Origin of the sequence: Cupriavidus sp. WS (assembly GCF_000395345.1) — a bacterium.
Taxonomy (GTDB): Bacteria; Pseudomonadota; Gammaproteobacteria; order Burkholderiales; family Burkholderiaceae; genus Cupriavidus; species Cupriavidus basilensis_B.
The window spans coordinates 21,465-42,399 of record NZ_AQPL01000034.1; the positions used below are offsets into that span (position 1 = coordinate 21,465).

Genomic DNA, 20,935 nt, shown 5'->3' on the forward strand with positions numbered 1-20,935 from the left:
TTCTATCGGAGGCGGCGCGGCATTCAGGCCGCCAGCGCCTCGCACTGCGCGCGGCCGAACAGCAGGCGCTGGCGCATCGCGCCGACCGGCGCGCCGCGCTGGATCAGGTCGAAGTACCAGGGGCCGTCCTGCACGTCGCCGTACAGCACCGCGCCGACCAGGCGGCCGTCCTGCAATACCAGCCGCTTGTAGACGCCGCGGCGCGCGTCGCGCATGACCAGGTCCTCGCTGCCCGCGCCGCCGATGAAGTCGCCGGCGGAGTACAGGTCCACGCCCGTCACCTTGAGCTTGGTGGCGGTGGCCTGCTGCACGTAGCGGCGGTGCCCGGCGCCGGCCAGGTGGGCGGCGGCCACGCGGGCCTGGTCCCAGATCGGCGCCACCAGGCCGAAGGTGGCCTGGCGGTGCTGCACGCATTCGCCCACGGCGTACACGCGCGGATCGTAGGTCTGCAGCGTGTCGTCCACCACGATGGCGCGCTCGCAGTGCAGGCCGGCCTGCCGCGCCAGTTCGATGTTGGGCCGCACGCCCGCGGTCATCACCACCAGGTCGGCGGGGATGCTGGTGCCGTCCTTGAAGCGCACGCCGGTCACGCGCGTCTCGCCGAGGATGGCGCTGGTATGCGCGTTGAGCAGGAAGCGCAGGCCCTTGCGCTCCAGCGCCTGCTTGAGCAGGGCCGAGGCGGGCGCGTCGAGCTGGCGGTCCATCAGGCTGCCGGTGACGTGCACCACGCTGACTTCCATGCCCTGGCGCATCAGGCCGTTGGCGGCTTCCAGGCCCAGCAGGCCGCCGCCGATCACCACCGCGTGGCGGTGGTCGCGCGCCGCGGCCAGCATGGTTTCCACGTCCTGGATGTCGCGAAAGGCGATCACGCCGTCGAGCTGGTGGCCCGGCACCGGGATGATGAAGGGCTTGGAGCCGGTGGCCAGCAGCAGGCGGTCGTAGCGCACCTCGCGGCCCGACTGCGAGCGCACCATGCGGCGCGCGCGGTCGATGGCCACCACCGGGTCGCCGGCCAGCAGCTCGATGCCGTTCTGCGCATACCACTCGCGCGTGTTGAGCATGATGTCGGCGATGGTCTTCTCGCCGGCCAGCACCGGCGAGAGCAGGATGCGGTTGTAGTTGCCGTGCGGCTCGGCGCCGAACACGGTGATGTCGTAGAGGTCGGGCGCCAGCTTGAGCAGTTCCTCGACCGTGCGCATGCCGGCCATGCCGTTGCCGACCACCACCAGGCGGGGCTTGGGGCTGGCGCTCATGCGGCCACCCACACCTTGCCGTCGTGGACGCGCGCCGGGTAGGCCGCCACGGAATGCTCGGGCGCCTCCAGGCATTCGCCGGTGCGCAGGTCGAAGTGCTGCTTGTAGATCGGCGAGGCCACCACCACGCGCTCGCCCAGGCTGCCGACCAGCCCGCGCGACAGCACCGCGGCGTGGGAGTTGGGGTCGTAGTTGGCGATGGCGAAGACCTGCTCGGCCTCGCCCGCGCCGACGCGGAACACGGCGATCTGCGCCTGGTCCACCAGCGCGCACACGCCGGTATTGGGCACGATGTCGCGCAGGGCGCAGACGGCGGTCCAGGTCTCGGGCTGGCGGGCTTGGCTCATGCTTGTTCTCCTTGGGTCTGGCGCGGTGGGGTGGGTGGCTCGGGCGGGGCGGCTCAGGCGGCCTTGACGACGGTCACGGGGATCTGTTCGATCCGGGAGCGATGCAAGATCCGTTCCTCGGGCGTGGCCGGGCGGACCTGGCCGCGCTCCTCCATGAACACCAGGTTGTCGTCGCGCAGGTCGCTGTTGACGAAGTGGCGGAAGCGCTTGCGCGTCTCCGGGTTGGTCACGGCCAGCTTCCATTCGTCCTCGTAGGTGTCCACCACGTGCTGCATCTGCGCTTCCAGTTCGGCGCCGATGCCCAGGCTGTCCTCCAGCACCACCGCCTTGAGGTAGTCCAGGCCGCCTTCGAGGTTGTCGCGCCAGGTGCTGGTGCGCTGCAGGCGGTCGGCGGTGCGCACGTAGAACATCAGGAAGCGGTCCACGTAGCGCAGCAGCGCGGCGCGGTCCAGGTCGCTGGCCAGCAGCTCGGCGTGGCGCGGCTTCATGCCGCCGTTGCCGCACACGTACAGGTTCCAGCCGCGCTCGGTGGCGATGATGCCCACGTCCTTGCCCTGCGCCTCGGCGCATTCGCGCGTGCAGCCGGACACGCCGAACTTGATCTTGTGCGGCGCGCGCAGGCCCTTGTAGCGGTTCTCGATCTCGATGGCCAGGCCGACCGAGTCGTCCACGCCGTAGCGGCACCACGTCGAGCCCACGCACGACTTCACCGTGCGCAGCGACTTGCCGTAGGCGTGGCCCGACTCGAAGCCGGCCGCGATCAGTTCTTCCCAGATCATCGGCAGCTCTTCCAGGCGCGCGCCGAACATGTCGACGCGCGCGCCGCCGGTGATCTTGGTGTAGAGGCCGTATTTCTTGGCCACCTGGCCCACCGCGATCAGGCCGTCGGGCGTGACTTCGCCGCCCGGCATGCGCGGCACCACCGAGTAGGTGCCGTCCTTCTGGATGTTGCCGAGGAAGTAGTCGTTCGAGTCCTGCAGGCTGGCGTGCTCTTCCTTGAGCACGAACTCGTTCCAGCACGAGGCCAGGATGTTCGCCACGGTGGGCTTGCAGATGTCGCAGCCCAGGCCCTTGCCGTGCGCGGCCAGCAGCTCGCCGAAGCTCCTGAAGCCGCCCACGCGCACCAGGTGGTAGAGCTCCTGGCGCGAATAGGCGAAGTGCTCGCACAGGTGGTTGTTGACCGCCAGGCCCTGCTTCTTCATCTCGGCCTTCATCACTTGCGTGACCAGCGGCACGCAGCCGCCGCAGGTGCTGCCGGCCTTGGTGCGGCTCTTGAGCGCGCCGATGGTGGCGGCGCCGTCGCGCACGGCGGCGCAGATGTCGCCCTTGGAGACGTTGTTGCACGAGCAGATCTGCGCGGCGTCGGGCAGCGCGTCGGCGCCCAGCGCCGGCCTGGCCTGGCCGTCGGAGGACGGCAGGATCAGGAATTCGGGCGATTCGGGCAGCTCTATCTTGTTGAGCATCATCTGCAGCAGCGTGCCGTATTCCTCGGCGTCGCCGACCAGCACGCCGCCCAGCAGGTACTTGCCGCAGTCGGACACCACCAGCTTCTTGTAGACCTGCTTGCGCTCGTCGGTGAACTGGTAGGCGCGCGCGCCGGGCGCGCTGCCGTGCGGGTCGCCCAGGCTGGCCACGTCCACGCCCATCAGCTTGAGCTTGGTGCTCATGTCGGCGCCGGCGAACTCGGCCTGGTGGCCCAGCAGGTGCTTCGCCGCCACGCGCGCCATTTCGTAGCCAGGCGCGACCAGCCCGTAGATCTTGCCTTGCCACAGCGCGCATTCGCCGATGGCGTAGACGTCCGGGTCGGAGGTCAGGCACTGGTTGTCCACGGCGATGCCGCCGCGCTCGCCCACCGCCAGGCCGGCCGCGCGCGCCAGTTCGTCGCGCGGGCGGATGCCGGCGGAGAACACGATCATGTCGGTCTCCAGGTGGCTGCCGTCGGCGAAGTTCATGCGGTGCGTGCCGGCCTCGCCGTCGACGATCTCCACGGTGTTCTTGCGCGTGTGCGCGGTCACGCCCAGGTCTTCGATCTTCCGGCGCAGCATCTCGCCGCCGCCGTCGTCCACCTGCACCGCCATCAGGCGCGGGGCGAACTCCACCACGTGGGTCTGCAGGCCCATGTCGCGCAGCGCCTTGGCGCATTCCAGCCCGAGCAGGCCGCCGCCGATGACCACGCCGGTCCGCGCGCGCGCGCCGCATTCCTGCATGGCTTCGAGGTCTTCGATGGTGCGGTAGACGAAGCAGTCCTTGCGGTCCTTGCCCGGCAGCGGCGGCACGAACGGATAGGAGCCGGTGGCGATGACGAGCTTGTCGTAGGGCAGCGTCTCGCCGGTGGAAATGCTGACCGTCCTGGCCGCGCGGTCGATGCCGGTGGCGCGCGCGTTCAGTCGCAGCAGCATGTTGCTGCGCTCGAAGAAACCGGCCTCCACCAGCGACAGGTCCTCGGCGGACTTGCCGGCGAAGAATTCCGACAGGTGCACGCGGTCGTAGGCCGGGCGCGGCTCCTCGCACAGCACCGTGACCTCGATGTCCTGCGAGCCGGCCTCGGCCAGGCTTTCCAGGAATTTGTGGCCGACCATGCCGTGGCCGATGACGATCAGTTTCATGATGGTTTCCTTGTTCTGTGGGGCCGGGGCCTTGCTGTGCTTCTTGTCGTTCCGCGCGGCTCAGGAGCCGGCCAGCGCGTTGTCGAACAGGGCCTGCTCGCTGGCCTTGTGCTCGGCGGAGAAGCGCACGGCGATGGCGCACAGGGCCGAGGCCAGCGCGGCCGCGCCGAGCACCGTCAGGGTCTGCTGCAGGTTGCCGCCCAGGCCCTTCATCAGGAAGCCGGCCGCGACCGCGCCCACGTTGCCGCCGGCGCCGATGATGCCGGCCACGCCGCCGAGCGCCTTGCGGTCGATGAACGGCACCAGCGCGTAGGTGGCGCCACACGCCATGTGGGTGAACAGGCCGAAGGCCAGCATGGCCACCACCGCCGCCACCACGCTGTGTGCCTGGGCGAACCACAGCAGGCCCAGGCCTTCGCCGAGAATCAGCACGAACAGCAGCATCGAGCGCGCGTCGAGGCCGCGGCGCAGCGCCGCCTTGTCCGACAGCCAGCCGCCCAGCGCGCGCGCGAACAGCGCCAGCAGGCCGAAGCTGGCGGCGGCCAGGCCGGCGCTGCCCAGCGACAGGCCGAAGTGGTCCACGTAGTAGGTGGCGGCCACGTTGTGGATGAAGATCTCCACGCCGAAGCAGGCGCCGTAGGTGATGAACAGCATCCACACGCGGTAGTTGGCGCTGGCCGCGGCGAAGCTGGCCCAGCCGCCTTTCTTGCCGCTGTCCACGGCGATGCCTTGCTTGCGCAGCGCGATGAAGTCGCCCTGCGGGCAGTCCTGGGTGAACTTCCAGTACAGCACGGCCACCACCAGCATCAGCACGCCCGGCACCAGCAGCGCGAGGCGCCAGCCCAGCGCGTGGTTCACGCCCAGCATCAGGATCGCGCCCAGCAGCAGCGGCATGGTCGCCTGCGCGGCGCCGCCGCCGGCGTTGCCCCAGCCCGCGGCCGCGGCGTTGGCGGTGCCGACCACGTTGGGCGCGAACATCACCGAGGTGTGGTATTGCGTGATGACGAAGCTCGCGCCGACCGCGCCGATCAGCAGGCGGAAGAACAGGAAGGCTTCGTAGCTCTGCGCCATCGCCACGCCCAGCACCGGGATCGCGCCGAGCGCCAGCAGGCCGGTATAGGTGCGGCGCGGGCCGAAGCGGTCGCACAGCGGGCCCACCACCAGCCGCACCAGGATGGTCACCGCCACCGCGGCGATGTTGATGTTGGCGATCTGGTCGGGCGTCAGGCCGAACTCGCCCTTGAGCACCGGCATCAGCGGCGCGCAGGCGAACCACGCGAAAAAGCACACGAAGAATGCCATCCACGTCAGGTGGAAGGCGCGCATCTGCGGCGTGCGCAGGCTCAGCAGTTCGATGCGGGTGGCTTTGCCGGTCATCATGGCTCCAGACTCCAGAAAAACAAATGGCGTCCCGCGAGCCGGTCATGAAGACAGGATCAGGGGACGCCGTTGTCCTGGCGGCATCGGTAAAGACCGCTGTCGCCGTGTGTGGGGGGAGCGGGCCGCCGTTGGTCCGCTCGCGTTCTGTTGAGCAAGCGGCGTGCCAGCGGCGGATGTGATGGCGAGCGGGGCTTCTGGCGGGAAAGGGCGCTTCGGCGGCGGCGGCCGTGCGCCGCCTTGGGGCAGCCGCGGCGGCGCGGCACGGTCATGGTGCAGTGCAGTGAACGAGGGCGGTGCGTGGCGCCGCCGCGCGGCTCAGGCGCCGGCCGCGGCGGGGCGCCCGTCGGCGGCGGCGGCGGGAGGGGCCTCGCGCGGTACCCGGCTGAGCTCGATGTCGTTGGGCCGCACCAGCGCGTCCATGTCGTCGACCAGCGCGGCGCGCACGTGGCGGCCCTGGGGCGTGAGCAATGCCACCGGGCCTTGCCCGTGGGGCGCCAGGTGGCGGTCGCCCCATTGCAGCAGGCCCACGAGCACCGGCAGCAGCTCGACGGCGGCGCGCGTGGGGCGGTACTCGAAGCGCTCGCGCTCGCCGGGCTCCTTGTAGCCGACCTTGCGCAGGATGCCGGCCTCGGTCAGCGTCCGGAGGCGCGCGGACAGCACGGCGGGCGAGCATTGCAGCCGCGCGAGAAAGTCGTCGAAGCGCCGGATGCCGTGGAACACGTCGCGCAGGATCAGGATCGTCCACTTCTCGCCGATCAGGTTGAGCGTGGCGGCAATCGAGCAGTGCTGGAGGTCTTCGGCGGTGGGTTGCATGCGAACCAGCATAGCACCCTGACTTCATTTGCAAAAGTCAGGGTATAGCCTATACTCCTGACTATTAAAAATGTAGTTAGGAGTCGACGATGCTCTCGTCGCAACCACCCGCCGCCGCGGCCGGATGCCCGCAATGCGCCCAGGGCTGGCGGCTTGCCGGCGGCGAGCGGGTGGTGGTGCGCGCGGTGCGCGCGGCCGACGCGGCGAGCGAGCACGCCTTCGTCCAGGCGCTGTCGCGCGAGAGCCGCTATTACCGCTTCCTCACCGGCGGGCGGGTGTCCGACGAGGTGATCAGCCGGTTCATCCATGACGAGGACGGCCTCGCGCTGGTGGTCACGGCGGAGGTGGCGGGCGAGCCGGTCATCGTCGCCAACGGCAACTATGTCGTCACCGCCGCCGGCGTGGCGGAGTTCGCGGTGGCGGTGGCCGACGACTGGCAGGGCAAGGGCCTGGGCCGCCGGCTGATCGCGCGCCTGCGCGACGCCGCGGCCGGCGCGGGCCTGCGCCTGCTGCGCGGCGACGTGCTCAGCGAGAACCGCCGCATGCTGGCGCTGATGCGGGAGTTCGGCTTCTCCAGCCGGCGCAACCCGGAAGACGTCATGCTGCACGAGGTCACGCTGGTGTTGCGCGGCGGCGCCGGCCAGGACGCGGCGGCCGGCGCCGCCCGCGCGGCGGCGGGCTGAGCGGCAACGCAGGCTGGCTTACGCCGGCACCGTGTCGCGCCGGCGCGTGCCGGCCGTGACCGTGCAGCCGACCGAGGCGATGATGATGCTGGCGATGGCCAGCCACTGCTGCGCGCTCAGCGTCTCGTGCAGGAACACCAGCCCGGCCAGCGCGCCCATCGCCGGCTCCATGCTCAGCAGGATGCCGAAGGTCCGGCGCGGCAGGCGCTTGAGCGCCACCATCTCCAGCGAATAGGGAATCGCGCTCGACAGCAGGCCCACCGCCAGCCCCGCCAGCAGCAGCGCCGGGCTGAACATGGCCGTGCCGGTGTGCGCGAGGCCGAACGGCAGCACCACCAGCGCCGCCACGGTCAGGCCCAGCGAAGTGGCCTGCCCGCCATGCGCGTTGCCGGCCATCTGGCCGAAGATGATGTACAGCGCCCAGCCCACCCCCGCCGCCAGCGCGTAGCCGATGCCCACCGGATCGAGCGTGCCCACGTTCTGCCCGAGCGGCAGCAGCAGCAACAGGCCCGCCACGGCAAACGCGATCCACAGGAAGTCGATGGCCCTGCGCGACGACGACACCGCCACCGCCAGCGGCCCGGTGAACTCGATGGCGATGGCCAGCCCGAGCGGCACCGTGCGCAGCGCCATGTAGAACAGCAGGTTGGTGGCGCCCAGCGCCGCGCCGTACAGCGCGATCGCGCGCGCGTTGGCCCGGCTCAGCGGCAGCCGCCACGGCCGCCACACGCACAGCAGGATCAGCGCGGAAAAGCCCACGCGCAGCGCGGTGGTGCCCTGGGCGCCGGCTGTGGCGAACAGGGTCTTGGCGAACGAGGTGCCGATGCACAGCGAGGCCATCGACCCGACCAGCGCCAGCACGGCAACGAGGGTTGTGCTTTGTTTCAGTCGGTTCAGCGGCAATTGCGAGTCTCGGGAAGGGGGTGTCCGGGCAGCCGGCGGGCCGGCGGGCGGCGGCGAGGCCTGCATCTTGAACGATCTTGCCGGCGCTGGCTAGGACATGTGCAGCATGGCGGACCCGGCCCGCCCGCGCCGCGCACCGGGTGGTCCACGCCGCCGGTGCGTGCCGCGGCGCCGCATGGTGCTGGCGGCCGAGGAGGGCGATGTCTATGTTGAAGGAGAACGCCGGCATGGCCGGCCCCGCCACCGCCTTCAGGAGAACTCCGATGGCATCCTCCGCCTCTCCCCGCCGCGTCGCGATCACCGGCGCGGCCGGCGCGCTCGGCCGCGCCGTCGCCGGGGCCTTTGCCGACGAAGGCGACCGCCTGGCCCTGATCGACCTCGACGCCGAAGCGCTGCGCGCGCACGCGCCGGTGGCGCAGGCCGCCGGCTGGCACCTGCCGCTCGGCGCCGACGTGACCTCGCCGGACAGCATGGCGCAGGCCGCGCGCGCCATCCTCGACGCCTTCGGCGGCCTCGACGTGCTGGTGCACGTGGCCGGCGGCTTCGAGATGGGCGAGCCCGCGCACGCGCTGAGCCGCGAGTCGTGGCTGCGCATGATGGATCTCAATGCGTGGTCGCTGGTGGCCGTGACCCGGCACTTCATTCCCGCCATGCTGGCGCAGCACGCCGGCAAGGTGGTCGCCGTGTCCGCGCGCGGCGCGGCCAGCGGCGCCGCCGCGATGGGTGCCTATTGCGCCTCCAAGAGCGCGCTACAGCGCCTGGTGGAAAGCCTGTCGCACGAAGTCCGGCAGGCCGGCATCAACGTCAACAGCATCGCCCCCGGCATTCTCGACACGCCCGCCAACCGACGCGCCATGCCCCATGCGGACACGGCCGCCTGGGTGTCGACGGCCGCGGCCGCGCGCGCGGTGCTGTTCCTGGCGTCGGACGGCGCGCAGGCCATCCACGGGCAGCATCTGGTGCTGGACGGGTTGAGCTAGGCCGGCGCCGGCGCCGCGTTCCTCATGCCGGTCCGGGCCGCGCCAGCGGCAGGGTCGCCAGCCGTTCCAGCACCACGGCGCGCATGCCCGCCGGCGCCGGCAACTGTTCCAGCAGCGCGGGCCAGCGCTCGTGCGCCATCGCCACCGCGTCTTTCGCGGCGGCGGTGGCGATGCGCTCGGCGACCCTGGCCGCGCGCGCGAACTCGCGGTAGGTCTGCAGCGTCTGCGCGCGCTGCTGGCGGTCGATGGCGACGTTCTGGCCGAAGCCGGCAAAGCCCGGCAGGGCGGCCACGCTGACGATGTCGTAGGCCGGCGACAGCTCGGCGGCGATGCCGTTGCGGTACAGGAACGAGAAGTTCCTGAGATGGGCGTCGCTGTTGCCCAGCAGCGTGTTGACGGCCTGGCGGATGAAGAACTGGCGCACGTCCTCGATGCCGCGCACGCTCAGGCGCTCCAGCAGTTGCACCAGCGCGGCGTAGGCCTCGGGGCCGGCGTACTTGCGGCTGGGCATGCGCGTGAGCACCTGGCAGCCGTCCTCGGCATGCACGCGGCCGCCCGGCTCGCGGTCGAAGCGGTCCACGGCGAGGAAATGCAGGCCGGCGCCGAGCGCCTCGGGCAGGCCTTCCACCTCGATGGCGGCCAGCGGCACCGGCCGGCACGGCGCCACCGCCACGCCGGCGGCCTGCGCCAGCTGCATGGCGACGTACTCGTTGAAGACCTGGCTGTCGTCGTTGCGCGCGGGCAGCTTGGCGATCAGGTCGGAGAGGCGCCCGTGCGTGGGCAGCGTGTAGCGCCTGCCGGCCTGCGCGGTGGACAGCGCGAGCTTGTTCTGCACGCCCGAGACCGAGGCCGCGCCTTCGGTGGCGCCTTCGATCACGGCGATCTCGAGGTTGTCGGCGCCGCCGGTCACGCCCACGGTGCGCACGTGCCCGGGCAGCGTGTCGAGCGGGGCCGGGCGTATCACCACGGCGCCGGGCAGGTCGTCGCCGGCGGCGGCCAGGATGCCGAAGTCGTCGCGGTCCCCGGCGTGCTGGCGGGTGGCTTCTAGGCGCCTGCGCAGCTCGCTCTCGGGCAGCAGCCCGGCGAAGTAGGGCGGCAAGGCGCCGTTGGTGTTGTAGAGCGCCGGATGGAACGGGTTGGAGAGCACGGTGGCGGTCAGCGCCTCGTTGCCGGGGAAGGTCAGCGACAGGCTCAGCGTGGGCCGCAGCGGATCGCCGCGGAACGCTTCGGCCGGCACGAAGCGGCAGGTGCGCTCGACCTCGCACAGATGCCCGCACAGCACGCCGTGCAGATGGACTTCGAGGTAGCGGGGCCGCAGGCCGGGGCTCACGGCTGCGGCTCCAGGAACATTTCCACCGAGGTGCGGGCGTCGCGGTCGGGCCCGCTGTCCTTGCCTTCGAGCAGGCGCCGCACCGCCAGCAGGTGCTCGCGCGGCACCAGCACCCATTCCGCGTCGAGCGCGGCGCCGATGGCCTCCAGCGTGGAGGCGCGCACGTCGCTCCTGCCGCTCAGCGCGGTGGTCAGGTTCGATGGCGCCATGCCGATCAGGCGTGCCACCTCGGCCAGGGAAGCCTTGCGCGCGGCGCGGCGCGCCTGCAACTGTGCTTGGAATGATGCCATGACATAGTTTTAGCTGAATATATATGTCATAGCATAGCAGATGGCCGGACGGATTTATGCTATTCCATAATTTTGTTATTTAAACTATGTCATAACATAATGCGCCGGGATGTGATGCCGCGGACGCGGGCAGGCCGGTCCTCGGCCGGCGCTCGCCGCCGGCGCGGCGGTGGGCTCTCGCGCGCCGTGGCGATGGCGGGCGGGGAAAGCCCTGGGTTCCGGCCGCCGGTGCCGCGCGCCGCCCACGCCGGCGGCCGGCAGCGGCGGCGCCCGGTGGCAGGGAACCGGCGGCGCCGGGGCGCTACGCCGCGCGGCCGTGCACGGCCGGCTGGCCCGGCGCCCGGCGGAAGACCCCGAGCTCGTCCGGCGCGCACTGCGCGATCAGCCCGGTTTCCCACGCCAGATAGGCGCGCGCCGCCTCGTGGTTGCCCTCGTGGCGGTCGTGCACGAAGAACAGGAAGTCGATGCGCGCCGCCGCCGGCAGCGGCGCCGGCCGCACCGCCTGGGGCAGGCCCGCGGCCAGCCAGGTGTCGTAGCCCTGCGCCAGCCGGTACACATGGGTGTAGCCCTCGGCGAGCAGGTCGTTGCCGGCCAGGCTGGCCACGCGCGGGTCGGCGGCGATCAGGATGACCGGCCGGCCCGGCTCGGCGCCGAGCTCGCCGAGCGTGCGCGGCAGGCGCGGGCGGATCGACCAGACCGCGCCGTCGGCGTGGCCGCGCCCGTAGGCGGCGCTGTCGCGCAGGTCGATCGCGATGGCGTCGGGCGCCTCGGCATGCAGCGCGCGCAGCAGGCTGGCGTCGAGCACCGGCAGCTTGCGGGCGGACAGGGGCCGCGGCGGCGCGCTCACCTTGAGCGCCGCGTCGACGCCGTCGGCCAGCACCGCGCTTTCGTAGCCCAGCTGGTACAGCCAGCTTGCCACCACCGGCGCGCGCACGCCGTCGTCGTCGAACACGATCACGCGCGCGCCGCGCACGCCGACGTACTGGTCGGTGGCCTGGATCAACTGGCCGCCGGGCGCATGCGTGGCGCCGTCGATGGTGCCCGCGGCGAATTCCTCGGCGGTGCGGATGTCGAGCAGGAAGGTGGTGCGCCCGGCATCGTCGAGCCATTGCTGGGCCTGCGTGGCCGACAGCGCGGGCAGGCCGAAGCGCAGCAGCAGCCGCGCCGAGCGCGCGCGCGCCGCGGCCAGCGCGGCGGCATCCGGCGCCGGCGGATAGCGGCGCTGGCTGCCGTGCTCCAGCGCGTGGCCCGCGAGATACCAGCCCTGGGTGCCGTTCTCCAGCGCCAGCACCGGGTTCGGCAGGCCGAGGTTGCGCAGGGTCTGGGCGCCGATGATGCTGCGCGTGCGGCCCGCGCAGTGCACCACCACGGTGGTCCGCGCGTCGGGCACCAGCGCGTCCAGGCGCAGCGCCAGCTCGCCGTTGGGCAGGCTGCTGGCGCCGGGGATCGTCATCTTCTGGTGCTCTTCGAAGGTGCGGCCGTCCACCAGCACCAGCCTCTCGCCGGCCGCGCGCCGCGCCACCAGTTCGTCCGCGCTCAGGCGCGGCGTGTGGTGCCAGTGCTCGACCAGTTCGCCGAAGGTCTTGGAGGGCACGTTGACGCCCTTGAACAGCGTATAGCCGGCCGCGGCCCAGGCCGGCGCGCCGCCCGCGAGCAGGGTCACGTCGCCGTAACCGAGCTGCGCCAGCCGCTGCGCGGCGCGCGCGGCCACGCCGTCGCCATCGTCGAGCAGCACGATGCGCTCGGCCAGGCGCGGCGCCAGGCGCCCGACGTCCAGCTCCAGCCGGCTATAGGGCAGCGGCACGGCGAAGAACGGATGGCCTTCGCCATACTGGCCGTGCTCGCGCACGTCGAACAGCGCCAGGGGCTGGCCGTCGTTGAGCCAGCCGCGCAGCGTGGCGGCATCGATGGATCGGGTCATGGCGGGCTCCTGGGGGCTGGGATGGACGGCGCTTCAGGCCGCGGCCTGGGCCGGGACCTGTTCGCTGCGGTTCATCTGGGTGGTGTTGTAGTTGACGATGCGGCCGGTCTCCGGCTCGATGCCGATGCGCCCGGTCAGCGCTTCCAGCGGACGGCCGTAGAGGTGGAAATGCAGCGTGGGCGCGTCGCCCACCACGTGGATGCTGTGGATGTCCTGCGGCAGGAAGGCGATCGGCGCGCCGGGGCGCACCACCTGCTCGCGCTCCAGCGTCAGCGCGGCGCGGGCGGGATCGCTGCCGTCGTCGGTGCGGCGGTAGACGCGGTTCAGCTCGTCGCCCTGCACGGCCACGATCACCGCCCAGGTGTCGTGGTTGTGCGGGATGGTCTTCTTGCCGGGAACGATGGAGTTCAGGTACAGCGCCGGCAACTGGCCTTCCTCGCTCAGGCGGTAGCGCGTGGAGGTGGCGGTGCCGTCGGCGGGCGGCGGGAAATCGGCGAAGCCGAACAACGCCTTCTTGTCGGCCAGCGCCTGCAGGGCGTGGGTCACGCGCTCGAGCGTGGCGCGGTCCACGTCGCGCTGGCTGGTGAGGGCGCGGACTTCGGCAAGGGTGGTGGCGACGGCGGCGCTGCGCTGGCTCTGGATGGTCATCTGGGGGAATCCTCGTTCTGATCGGCAGGCCTCCACTCTACGGAGTGCGCGGCGGCGGCTGAAAGAACAATATCGCCGATGCATATGCGGTTTTGCCGCCAGGCCCCAGTCGGGCGGGCGCCGCGCTTCGCATTTCCAATGGCGGAAAGATTCGTTGCCGCGGCGCCCGCCCGGCTCTTAGAGTTGGGCGCAAGCCGGTCCGGGCAAGCCCCGGGGGCCAGCCATTGCCGGGCCCCGTTCCCGGAACGGAGACCGCACATGAGCCAGACCCTGCACGAACGCCTGCAACCCTATCCCACGGAGAAACTGGCGGCGCTGGCGGCACAGACGCCGCTGCGCACCAGCCTGCCGCCGATCAGCTTCAGTTGGGGCGAGCCGCGCCATGCCACGCCGCGCTTCATCGAGGAAGCGCTGGCGCGGCACGCCGGCGAGATCGGCCGCTATCCCAAGGTGCCCGGCAGCGACGCGCTGCGCGAGGCCATCGCCGCCTGGATCGCGCGCCGCCACGGCGTGGGCGACCTGGACCCGGCGCGCGAGATCGTGCCGGTCAACGGCGCCAAGGACGGGCTGTTCAGCCTGGCGCAGGCCGTGCTGGGCGCCAGCCGCCCGCGCGAGGGCGCGCCGGTGGTGCTGGTCAGCAATCCCGGCTACCAGGTGTACGAGGGCGCGGCGCTGCTGGCCGGCGCCGAGCCTTATTACATCGACACCGCGCGCGGGCTGGTGGCCGCGCTGGACGCGGTGCCCGCCGAGGTCTGGCCGCGCGTGCGGCTGTGCTACCTGTGCTCGCCGGACAATCCGTCCGGGCGCGTCTATCCGCTGGAAGACTGGGCCCACGTGCTGGCGCTGTCCGAGCGCCACGGCTTCCACGTGGTCTCCGACGAGTGCTACTCCGAACTGTATTTCGACGAGGCCGCGCCGCCGCTCGGCGCGCTGGCTGCCGCGCAGGCGCTGGGCCGGGACCGCCGCCGCCTGCTGGCGGTGGCCAGCCTGTCCAAGCGCTCCAACGCGCCCGGCCTGCGCTCCGGTTTCGTCGCCGGCGACGCCGACGTGCTGGCGCGGCTGCGCCAGTACCGCAGCTATTCCGGCGGCGTGCTGAACCCGGCCGTGCAGGGCGCCAGCCTCGCCGCGTGGCGCGACGAGGCGCACGTGGTGGAGAACCGCCGCCTGTACCGCGAGAAGTTCGATTTCGCCGTGCCGCGCCTGCGTCAGGTGGCGCGGCTGGAAGCGCCGCAGGCGGGCTTCTTCGCGTGGCTCGACATCCGCGCCAGCGGGCTGGACGACGTGGCCTTCACGCGCCTGCTGCTGGCCGAGCAGAACCTCGCCGTGGTGCCCGGCACCTTCCTCGCGCGCACGGTCGACGGCCACAACCCCGGCGTGGGCCATGTCCGCATCGCGCTGGTCGCCAGCCCCGAGGAATGCGCGCAGGGCGTGGACCGCCTCGTGAGCCTGCTGCGCGGGTTGCAGCCGGCCGCTGCCTGAGCGCGCGCGGCTTGTTGCCGCCTTGCCGTATCCGACGATCTCCTTTTTCTTCTCCGCCATGACCATCACCGACCTGACCCAAACCTTTGCCGACGACCCCGCCGCCGCGCGCGCGGACCATCCGCGGGTAAGCCCGGCCGCGCTCAAGGACGCCATCGCCGGCGGCGGCGAGCTGGCCGTGCTGGACGCGCGCGAGGAGGGCGCCTTCGCGCGCGCGCACCTGCTGTTCGCCGTGCCCGCGCCGCTGGGCCGGCTCGAAACCGTGATCGACCGCCTGGTGCCGCGCCGGAACACGCGCATCGTGGTGACGGACCTGGCCGAGGACCTCGCCCATGCCGCCGCCGGCAAGCTGCTGCGCTTCGGCTACACCGACGTCTCGGTGCTGGCCGGCGGCACGCGCGCGTGGCAGGCCGCCGGGTACGAAGTGTTCAGCGGCACCAACGTGCCCAGCAAGGCTTTCGGCGAAGTCATCGAGCACGAGCTGCACACGCCGTGGATCACCGCCGAGGCGCTGCGCCTGCACCAGCAGCGCGGCGACAACGTGGTGGTGGTGGACAGCCGCCCGTTCAGCGAATTCCAGAACATGAGCATTCCCGGCGCGGTGGACTGCCCCGGCGCCGAGCTGGTCTACCGCATCGGCGAGATCGCGCCCGACCCGGACACGCTGGTGGTGGTCAACTGCGCGGGCCGCACGCGCAGCATCGTCGGCGCGCAGACGCTGATCAACGCCGGCATTCCCAACCGCGTGGTGTCGCTCAAGGACGGCACGATGGCATGGCTGCTGGCCGGCTACGCGCTCGACCACGGCCAGACCCGCTTCGCCCCGCAGCCCGGCGACGCCGCGCAGGCCACGGCGCGCGAGCGCGCCGCCCGCGTGGCCGGACGCGCCGGCGTGCGGCACATCGACGCCGCGCAACTGGCCGCGTTCGAGCAGCAGGCGCACGAGCGCACGCTGTACCGCTTCGACGTGCGCTCGCCCGAGGAATACGCCGCCGGCCACCTGCCGGGCTGGCGCAGCGCGCCCGGCGGGCAGCTGGTGCAGGCCACCGACGCCTACGCCGGCACCCGCCGCGCCCGCATCGTGCTGGCCGACTGGGACGGCGTGCGCGCGCAGACCACGGCGGCATGGCTGGCCCAGTTCAGCGGGCACGAAGTGTTCCTGTTCCGCGCCGATCCGCGCGCCGCGCGCGAGGCCGGGCCCGAGCCGGTGCGTGTCTTGCGCACCTCGGCCGCCGAGGCGCCGTGGATCGAGGCGGCTTCGCTGTCCGCGCTGCAGGCGCGCGGCGGCGTGACGGTGGCCGACGTCGACAGCAGCCTGGCCTTCCGCCGCGGCCACATTCCCGGCGCCTGGTTCGCCACGCCGGAAAAGGCGGCGCTGGTGCTGGACCACGCCGGCCCGGTCGACGTGATCGTCGTCACCTCCGCCGACGGCGTGCTGGCGCAGGTGGTGGCCGCGGCGCTGCGCCACGCCAGCGCGCGCGACGTGCGCGCGCTGCTCGGCGGCAACGCGCGCTGGCAGGCGCTGGGGCTGCCGGCCGAAGCCGCGCCGGCCGGCTCCGCCGCCGCCGCGCGCGTGCTGACCGGCGACGAGGATGCCTGGTACAGCGCCTACGCCTACGAAGACGAAGGCCGGCGCAAGGCCGAGATGCATGCCTACCTGAACTGGGAAATCGGGCTGGTGGACCAGCTCGGGCGCGATGGCGATCTGGCGGTGAAGCTGGTGGACTATCGCAAGGCCTGAAAGGTACAAAAGCCCTGGGGGTTTGTTTCCCTCACCGCAACGAAATCCCCGAAGCCGCGATCACCGCCGCATAGCGCGGCATGTCCTTCGACAGCGTCGCATCGAGCTCCTGCGCCGTCGATCCCACCACCACGTAGCCCGCGTCTTCCAGCTGGCTGCGCGTGGCCGGCACGCTGAGCACGGCGGCCACGTCGCGGCTGATGCGCTCCACCACCGGCGTGGGCGTGGCGGCCGGCGCGATCAGGCCCTGCCAGCTTTCCACGGCGAAGCCGGCGGCGCCGGCCTCGGCCATCGTCGGCACCTGCGGCAGCGCCTTCGAGCGATAGGGCGTGGTGACGGCCAGCGCCGTCAGGCGCCCGGCGCGCACGTAGTCGGTGACGGCGGCGAGCGTGATGAGGGTGGCGTCGATATGGCCGCCGAGCAGGTCCACCGTGGCCGGCGCGCCGCCCGCATACGGGATGTAGTTGACGCGGATGCCGGCCTGGCGCGACAGCATCTCGTGCGCGACGTGGGCGATGCCGCCGTTGCCGGGCAGGCCCAGCGTCACCTCGCCGGGTTTCCTGCGGGCCAGCGCCAGGTAGTCCTGGAACGTGCGCACGCCGAGGTCCGGGCGCGCCACCAGGATCTGCGGGTTGACCACCGCCTTGCTCACGCCGCGGAACGCATGGGCCGTGTCGTAGGGCAGCGTCTTGAACAGCGAGGCGTTGAGCGTCACGCCCTCGCCGCCGAGCAGCAGGGTGTAGCCGTCGGCCCTGGCCCTGGCCACCTGCGCGGCGCCGAGCGTGCCGCTGGCGCCGGCCACGTTTTCCACCACCACCGGCTGGCCCCATTTCTCGCCGAGCTTGAGCGCCAGCGTGCGCGCGAGCTTGTCGGCGCTGCCGCCGGCGGCAACCGGCACCACGATGCGCACGGCGTGCGCGGGAAAGGCGTCGGCCTCGGTGGCCGCGGGCGCGGCGTGCGCGCGCAGCAGCAGCGGGGCGCCGGCGATGGCGGCGGCGCCGAGGCCGATGAAGGTGCGAAAGAGAGTGCGGCGTTGCATGGCGTTGCGGCCCCGGCGCGTTGCCGGGACGTGCGGGATGGAAGGAGGAGGAACAGCTTAGGAACGCACCCCGCCGGCGGCCAACGAATCTTTCCGCGCATGGTTATGCGGCGTGCCCGGTGGCAACGCGCGGCGCATAACGATTGCCTCTTTTATTCGTTCCGTGGCACCGGGCCTTTGCGTACAGTTGGTCGACCGCACCGGCTGCCGCGCGCTGGCCGGCGCGCGGCATGACGACACGCATAACAACCAGAAGCACACCATGACACGCACTTTTTCGCCACGGTCGCCGCGTTGGCCGGCCCTTGCCGCCGCCTTGCTGGCCGGCACCTTCCTCGCCGGCGCCGCGCATGCGGACGCCACGCTCGACAAGATCCGCCAGCGCGGCAAGATCGTGGTCGGCGTGATGCTGTCCGGCAGCGCCTTCGGCTCGATCGACCCCGCCACGCAGAAGCCGGTCGGCTTCAACGCGGACCTCGCGCAGGACCTCGCGAAGCAGCTCAACGTGGAGCTGGAGACGGTGCAGGTGCAGCCGTCCAACCGCGTGCAGTTCCTGCAGCAGGGCAAGGTCGACGTGCTGATCGCGTCGATGGAATACACCCCCGAGCGCGGCGAGCAGCTCGGCTACGTGCCCACGCCGTACTACCGCGTGGGCGGCGCCGTGATCGTGCCCAAGCAGAGCGACATCAAGCGCTGGGAAGACCTCAAGGGCAAGACCGTGTGCATCTCGCAGGGCAGCAGCTATACACGCCCGGTGCAGGTGGAGTACGGCGCGATCCCGAAGGGCTTCAAGGGCTCGTCCGAGTCCCTGCTGGCGCTGCGCGGCGACAACTGCGCCGGCGCCGTGCACGACAACACGCTGCTGCAGCCGCTGGTGCGCGGCAACCCGGAATGGCAGAACTACCGCATCGTGCTGCCCGAGCTGAACCCCGCGCCCACGGTGATCTGGACGCGCAAGGGCGAGCAGGACACCATCCAGGCGGTCGAGCGCGTGGTGCAGGGCTGGCACCGCAGCGGCTGGCTGATCGGCACCGAGAAGAAGAACGGCATCCTGCCGCCGTCGCCTTCGCTCACCGAGCTGCATGACAAGTTCAAGGGCGGCCGCGGCTGATGGATGCCGCGATCGCCGCACTGATCGCGGGGGCGCGCCACCTCGGCCTGAACTACGCCTTCCTGGCCGACGCCTATGACCGCGGCGCCTTCGTGCACGGCGCCTGGGTCACGCTGGAGCTGGTGCTGTGCACGCTGGCCGGCAGCCTGGCCGCGGGCGTGGCGCTGGCCGCCGCGCTGACCTCGCGCCACGCGCTGGTGGCCGGCGCCACGCGCGCGTTCGTCGAGGTCACGCGCAATACGCCGACGCTGGTGCAGCTCTACTGCGCCTTCCTGGTGCTCAACATGCTGATCACCCACGCCTTGCAGGACGCGCAGCGCAGCAACCCGCTCACGCCGTTCCTGTGGGTGGTGGTGGTGCTGTCGCTGCACAAGGGCGTGTTCCACGCCGAGGCCCTGCGCGCCGGCATCGAGGCGGTGCCCAAGGTCATGCTGGAGGCGGCGGCGTCGCTCGGCTTCGACCGCCGCACGCTGCTGTGGCGCGTGCAGCTGCCGCTGGCGCTGCGCTTCGCGCTGCCGGCGCTGGTCAACAACTCGGTGGAGCTGGTCAAGGCCACCGCGGTGGCCTCGGCCATCGCCGTGGGCGACATCACCTACGCCTCGATCATGATCTGGACCCAGCGCGACAACGTGCTGGAACTGATGGTGCTGTTGCTGCTGTTCTTCGGCGTGCTGACCTGGGTGGTCAGCCGGGCCGGCAACTGGCTCGAACTCCGACTGAGGATGCCCGGCTATGGCAACCGCTGATTCAAGCCTGCCGCGCGCCGGCATCGCCTGGCCCGCGGCGCGGCGCTTCTCCGGCCTGCTGTGGCTGCTGCCGCTGGCCGCGCTGGCGGTGGCGGCCAGCCGCCATCCCGACCTCGCGCGCGCGCTGGCCGGCGCGTGGCAGTGGTCGCCGGCGCTGCTGCGCGGCTTCCTGGTCAACATCGGCGTGAGCGTGCTGGCGATCGCGCTGGGCACCGCCGGCGGGCTGCTGGTGGGCGCGCTGCGGCTGTCGCCGGTGGCGCTGCTGGCGCGGCCCGCGCACTGGTACGTGCAGGTGTTCCGCAACGCGCCGTGGCTGGTGCTGATCTATTTCTCCACCTACGTGTTCCCGTTCGAGATCAACATCGGCCGCCACATCCTGCCGTTCCCGGACTGGTTCAAGGTGGTGGTGGGGCTGGCGCTGCCGGCCAGCGCCAACGTGGCCGAGGTGCTGCGCGGCGCGGTGCAGTCGATCCCGCTCACGCAGTGGGAGGCGGCCAGCTCGATGGCGTTCTCGCGCCGGCAGATCCTGCGCCTGATCATCGTGCCGCAGTGCGTGCGGCGCATGCTGCCGCCGTGGATGAACCTCTACGCCACGCTGACGATGGGCACCGCGCTGGCTTCGCTGGTGGGCGTGCACGACCTGCTCGACACCGCGCAGATCGCCAGCAATACCGTCAACCAGACCGCCTTCACCGTGCTGATCTACTTCGTCGTGATGGCGATGTTCTTCGCCTGGTGCTACCCGATCTCGCGCTTCACCCGTTATCTGGAACAAAAACATGCTGTTGCCTGAACATGCCGACGGCCCCGCGCTGGCCACGCTCCCCGCGCCGGCCGCGCCGCTGGTCGCCCTGCGCGACGTGCACCTGTCCTTCGGCGGCAACGCGGTGCTCAAGGGCATCGACCTCGACGTGCGGCGCGGGCAGGCGGTGTCCATCATCGGGCCGTCCGGCTCGGGCAAGTCCACCATCCTGCGCTGCATCACCGGGCTGCTGGAGCCACAGCAGGGCAGCGTGACCGTGGGCGGCGTGGCGGTGCGCGAGCTGCGCGGCGAGGCCGAGCGCATCGCGCTGCGCAAGCGCGTGGGTTTCGTCTTCCAGCAGTACAACCTGTTCCCGCACCTGACCGTGCTGCAGAACCTCACCATCGCGCCGCTGCGCGTGCTGGGGCGCGGCCGCGCGCAGGCCGAGGACACCGCCATCGAGCTGCTGCGCAAGGTGCGCCTGGCCGACAAGGCCGGCGCCTACCCGGGCGAGCTGTCCGGCGGCCAGCAGCAGCGCGTGGCGATCGCGCGCGCGCTGGCGATGGAGCCCGAGCTGATCCTGTTCGACGAAGTCACCTCCGCGCTCGACCCCGAAACCGTGGGCGAAGTGCTGACCGTGATCGGCGACCTCGTGGAAGAAGGCCTGACCTGCCTGCTGGTCACGCACGAGATGCGCTTTGCCGAGGAAATCAGCGACGAGGTGTATTTCACCGAGGGCGGGCGCATCGTCGAGCATGGCCCGGCGCGCCGCATCTTCAGCGCGCCCGGCAGCGAGCGCACGCGCGCCTTCCTCAACCGCGCGCTCGGCGCCCAGGCGCGCCCGCCCGCCGATCCCTTCGTCGTCAGCTTCGACAAGCTGCGCTTCGCCATCTGAGCCACACCCGCATCCACCACCGAGCACC

General features: G+C 71.8%; 19 protein-coding genes. 8 read left to right on the top strand and 11 right to left on the bottom strand.

Annotated elements, in window-relative coordinates; all coding sequences use genetic code 11:
* Positions 1–23: 23 nt before the first annotated feature.
* The 5 genes from K206_RS37430 to K206_RS0103665 form a co-directional block, all read right to left on the bottom strand.
* On the bottom strand, positions 24–1,253 hold the full coding sequence (locus tag K206_RS37430; protein WP_020201053.1) for an NAD(P)/FAD-dependent oxidoreductase: 1,230 nt from the start codon (positions 1,251–1,253) through the stop codon (positions 24–26).
* Positions 1,250–1,600, bottom strand: a complete 351-nt coding sequence (gene nirD / locus K206_RS0103650; RefSeq protein WP_020201054.1) for a nitrite reductase small subunit NirD — start codon at positions 1,598–1,600, stop codon at positions 1,250–1,252. Before nirD ends, K206_RS37430 begins: the two co-directional genes overlap by 4 nt.
* 53 nt (positions 1,601–1,653) lie before the next feature.
* On the bottom strand, positions 1,654–4,206 hold the full coding sequence (gene nirB, locus K206_RS0103655) for a nitrite reductase large subunit NirB (RefSeq protein WP_020201055.1): 2,553 nt from the start codon (positions 4,204–4,206) through the stop codon (positions 1,654–1,656).
* A gap of 60 nt (positions 4,207–4,266) precedes the next feature.
* Positions 4,267–5,583, bottom strand: coding sequence for an MFS transporter (locus tag K206_RS0103660; RefSeq protein WP_029043195.1), 1,317 nt, complete (start codon positions 5,581–5,583; stop codon positions 4,267–4,269).
* 318 nt (positions 5,584–5,901) lie between these two features.
* On the bottom strand, positions 5,902–6,411 hold the full coding sequence (locus K206_RS0103665; protein ID WP_020201057.1) for a winged helix-turn-helix transcriptional regulator: 510 nt from the start codon (positions 6,409–6,411) through the stop codon (positions 5,902–5,904).
* 77 nt (positions 6,412–6,488) lie between these two features.
* Between K206_RS0103665 and K206_RS0103670 the strand changes: the two genes are divergently transcribed.
* A complete protein-coding gene (locus K206_RS0103670; RefSeq protein WP_020423656.1) occupies positions 6,489–7,082 on the top strand; it encodes a GNAT family N-acetyltransferase in 594 nt (197 codons plus the stop codon).
* An 18-nt stretch (positions 7,083–7,100) separates the two neighbouring features.
* Here K206_RS0103670 and K206_RS0103675 read toward each other — a convergent pair whose 3' ends face one another.
* The gene (locus tag K206_RS0103675) at positions 7,101–7,985 is read right to left on the bottom strand and encodes a DMT family transporter (protein ID WP_081651310.1); all 885 of its coding nucleotides are present in this window, start codon (positions 7,983–7,985) and stop codon (positions 7,101–7,103) included.
* A gap of 263 nt (positions 7,986–8,248) precedes the next feature.
* Between K206_RS0103675 and K206_RS0103680 the strand changes: the two genes are divergently transcribed.
* On the top strand, positions 8,249–8,965 hold the full coding sequence (locus K206_RS0103680; RefSeq protein WP_020201060.1) for an SDR family oxidoreductase: 717 nt from the start codon (positions 8,249–8,251) through the stop codon (positions 8,963–8,965).
* Between the two features lie 22 nt (positions 8,966–8,987).
* Here the strand turns inward: K206_RS0103680 and K206_RS0103685 are convergent, their stop codons facing one another.
* The 4 genes from K206_RS0103685 to K206_RS0103700 form a co-directional block, all read right to left on the bottom strand.
* Positions 8,988–10,295, bottom strand: a complete 1,308-nt coding sequence (locus K206_RS0103685) for a type II toxin-antitoxin system HipA family toxin (RefSeq protein WP_020201061.1) — start codon at positions 10,293–10,295, stop codon at positions 8,988–8,990.
* The gene (locus tag K206_RS0103690) at positions 10,292–10,585 is read right to left on the bottom strand and encodes a helix-turn-helix domain-containing protein (RefSeq protein ID WP_029043197.1); all 294 of its coding nucleotides are present in this window, start codon (positions 10,583–10,585) and stop codon (positions 10,292–10,294) included. Before K206_RS0103690 ends, K206_RS0103685 begins: the two co-directional genes overlap by 4 nt.
* Before the next feature lie 301 nt (positions 10,586–10,886).
* On the bottom strand, positions 10,887–12,506 hold the full coding sequence (locus K206_RS0103695; RefSeq protein ID WP_020201063.1) for a rhodanese-like domain-containing protein: 1,620 nt from the start codon (positions 12,504–12,506) through the stop codon (positions 10,887–10,889).
* A 33-nt stretch (positions 12,507–12,539) separates the two neighbouring features.
* Positions 12,540–13,154 (bottom strand): cysteine dioxygenase family protein, encoded by a 615-nt coding sequence (locus tag K206_RS0103700; protein ID WP_020201064.1) that lies wholly within the window; start codon positions 13,152–13,154, stop codon positions 12,540–12,542.
* A gap of 258 nt (positions 13,155–13,412) precedes the next feature.
* Here K206_RS0103700 and dapC point away from each other — a divergent pair, with 258 nt between their 5' ends.
* Positions 13,413–14,633 carry a succinyldiaminopimelate transaminase gene (gene dapC / locus K206_RS0103705; RefSeq protein WP_020201065.1) on the top strand — a complete coding sequence of 407 codons (1,221 nt, stop codon included), beginning with the start codon at positions 13,413–13,415 and terminating at the stop codon, positions 14,631–14,633.
* Positions 14,634–14,655: 22 nt separating this feature from the next.
* Entirely contained in the window at positions 14,656–16,374 is a 1,719-nt protein-coding gene (locus K206_RS0103710) for a rhodanese-like domain-containing protein (RefSeq protein ID WP_020201066.1), read from the top strand.
* 31 nt (positions 16,375–16,405) lie between these two features.
* On the opposite strand, the gene K206_RS0103715 is transcribed toward K206_RS0103710, so the two are convergent.
* On the bottom strand, positions 16,406–17,413 hold the full coding sequence (locus K206_RS0103715) for a tripartite tricarboxylate transporter substrate binding protein (RefSeq protein ID WP_020201067.1): 1,008 nt from the start codon (positions 17,411–17,413) through the stop codon (positions 16,406–16,408).
* A 262-nt stretch (positions 17,414–17,675) separates the two neighbouring features.
* Between K206_RS0103715 and K206_RS0103720 the strand changes: the two genes are divergently transcribed.
* From K206_RS0103720 to K206_RS0103735, 4 genes are read left to right on the top strand one after another with little or no spacing between them, the layout of a single operon-like run.
* On the top strand, positions 17,676–18,524 hold the full coding sequence (locus K206_RS0103720) for a transporter substrate-binding domain-containing protein (protein ID WP_029043198.1): 849 nt from the start codon (positions 17,676–17,678) through the stop codon (positions 18,522–18,524).
* On the top strand, positions 18,524–19,270 hold the full coding sequence (locus K206_RS0103725) for an amino acid ABC transporter permease (protein WP_020201069.1): 747 nt from the start codon (positions 18,524–18,526) through the stop codon (positions 19,268–19,270). Before K206_RS0103720 ends, K206_RS0103725 begins: the two co-directional genes overlap by 1 nt.
* On the top strand, positions 19,257–20,063 hold the full coding sequence (locus K206_RS0103730; RefSeq protein ID WP_020201070.1) for an amino acid ABC transporter permease: 807 nt from the start codon (positions 19,257–19,259) through the stop codon (positions 20,061–20,063). Before K206_RS0103725 ends, K206_RS0103730 begins: the two co-directional genes overlap by 14 nt.
* Positions 20,050–20,907 (top strand): amino acid ABC transporter ATP-binding protein, encoded by an 858-nt coding sequence (locus K206_RS0103735; protein WP_020201071.1) that lies wholly within the window; start codon positions 20,050–20,052, stop codon positions 20,905–20,907. The genes K206_RS0103730 and K206_RS0103735 overlap by 14 nt, the downstream gene beginning before the upstream one ends.
* Positions 20,908–20,935 lie beyond the last annotated feature (28 nt).

What these genes read in the sequence shown, in the direction of transcription:
- K206_RS0103680 (WP_020201060.1), top strand. Translation starts at nt 8,249, where the DNA reads ATGGCATCCTCCGCCTCTCCCCGCCGCGTCGCGATCACCGGCGCGGCC.
- K206_RS0103725 (WP_020201069.1), top strand. Translation starts at nt 18,524, where the DNA reads ATGGATGCCGCGATCGCCGCACTGATCGCGGGGGCGCGCCACCTCGGC.
- K206_RS0103670 (WP_020423656.1), top strand. Translation starts at nt 6,489, where the DNA reads ATGCTCTCGTCGCAACCACCCGCCGCCGCGGCCGGATGCCCGCAATGC.
- nirD (WP_020201054.1), bottom strand. Translation starts at nt 1,600, where the DNA reads ATGAGCCAAGCCCGCCAGCCCGAGACCTGGACCGCCGTCTGCGCCCTG.
- K206_RS0103690 (WP_029043197.1), bottom strand. Translation starts at nt 10,585, where the DNA reads ATGGCATCATTCCAAGCACAGTTGCAGGCGCGCCGCGCCGCGCGCAAG.
- K206_RS0103715 (WP_020201067.1), bottom strand. Translation starts at nt 17,413, where the DNA reads ATGCAACGCCGCACTCTCTTTCGCACCTTCATCGGCCTCGGCGCCGCC.
- K206_RS0103720 (WP_029043198.1), top strand. Translation starts at nt 17,676, where the DNA reads ATGACACGCACTTTTTCGCCACGGTCGCCGCGTTGGCCGGCCCTTGCC.
- nirB (WP_020201055.1), bottom strand. Translation starts at nt 4,206, where the DNA reads ATGAAACTGATCGTCATCGGCCACGGCATGGTCGGCCACAAATTCCTG.
- K206_RS0103730 (WP_020201070.1), top strand. Translation starts at nt 19,257, where the DNA reads ATGGCAACCGCTGATTCAAGCCTGCCGCGCGCCGGCATCGCCTGGCCC.
- K206_RS0103735 (WP_020201071.1), top strand. Translation starts at nt 20,050, where the DNA reads ATGCTGTTGCCTGAACATGCCGACGGCCCCGCGCTGGCCACGCTCCCC.
- K206_RS0103700 (WP_020201064.1), bottom strand. Translation starts at nt 13,154, where the DNA reads ATGACCATCCAGAGCCAGCGCAGCGCCGCCGTCGCCACCACCCTTGCC.
- K206_RS0103660 (WP_029043195.1), bottom strand. Translation starts at nt 5,583, where the DNA reads ATGACCGGCAAAGCCACCCGCATCGAACTGCTGAGCCTGCGCACGCCG.
- dapC (WP_020201065.1), top strand. Translation starts at nt 13,413, where the DNA reads ATGAGCCAGACCCTGCACGAACGCCTGCAACCCTATCCCACGGAGAAA.
- K206_RS37430 (WP_020201053.1), bottom strand. Translation starts at nt 1,253, where the DNA reads ATGAGCGCCAGCCCCAAGCCCCGCCTGGTGGTGGTCGGCAACGGCATG.
- K206_RS0103665 (WP_020201057.1), bottom strand. Translation starts at nt 6,411, where the DNA reads ATGCTGGTTCGCATGCAACCCACCGCCGAAGACCTCCAGCACTGCTCG.
- K206_RS0103695 (WP_020201063.1), bottom strand. Translation starts at nt 12,506, where the DNA reads ATGACCCGATCCATCGATGCCGCCACGCTGCGCGGCTGGCTCAACGAC.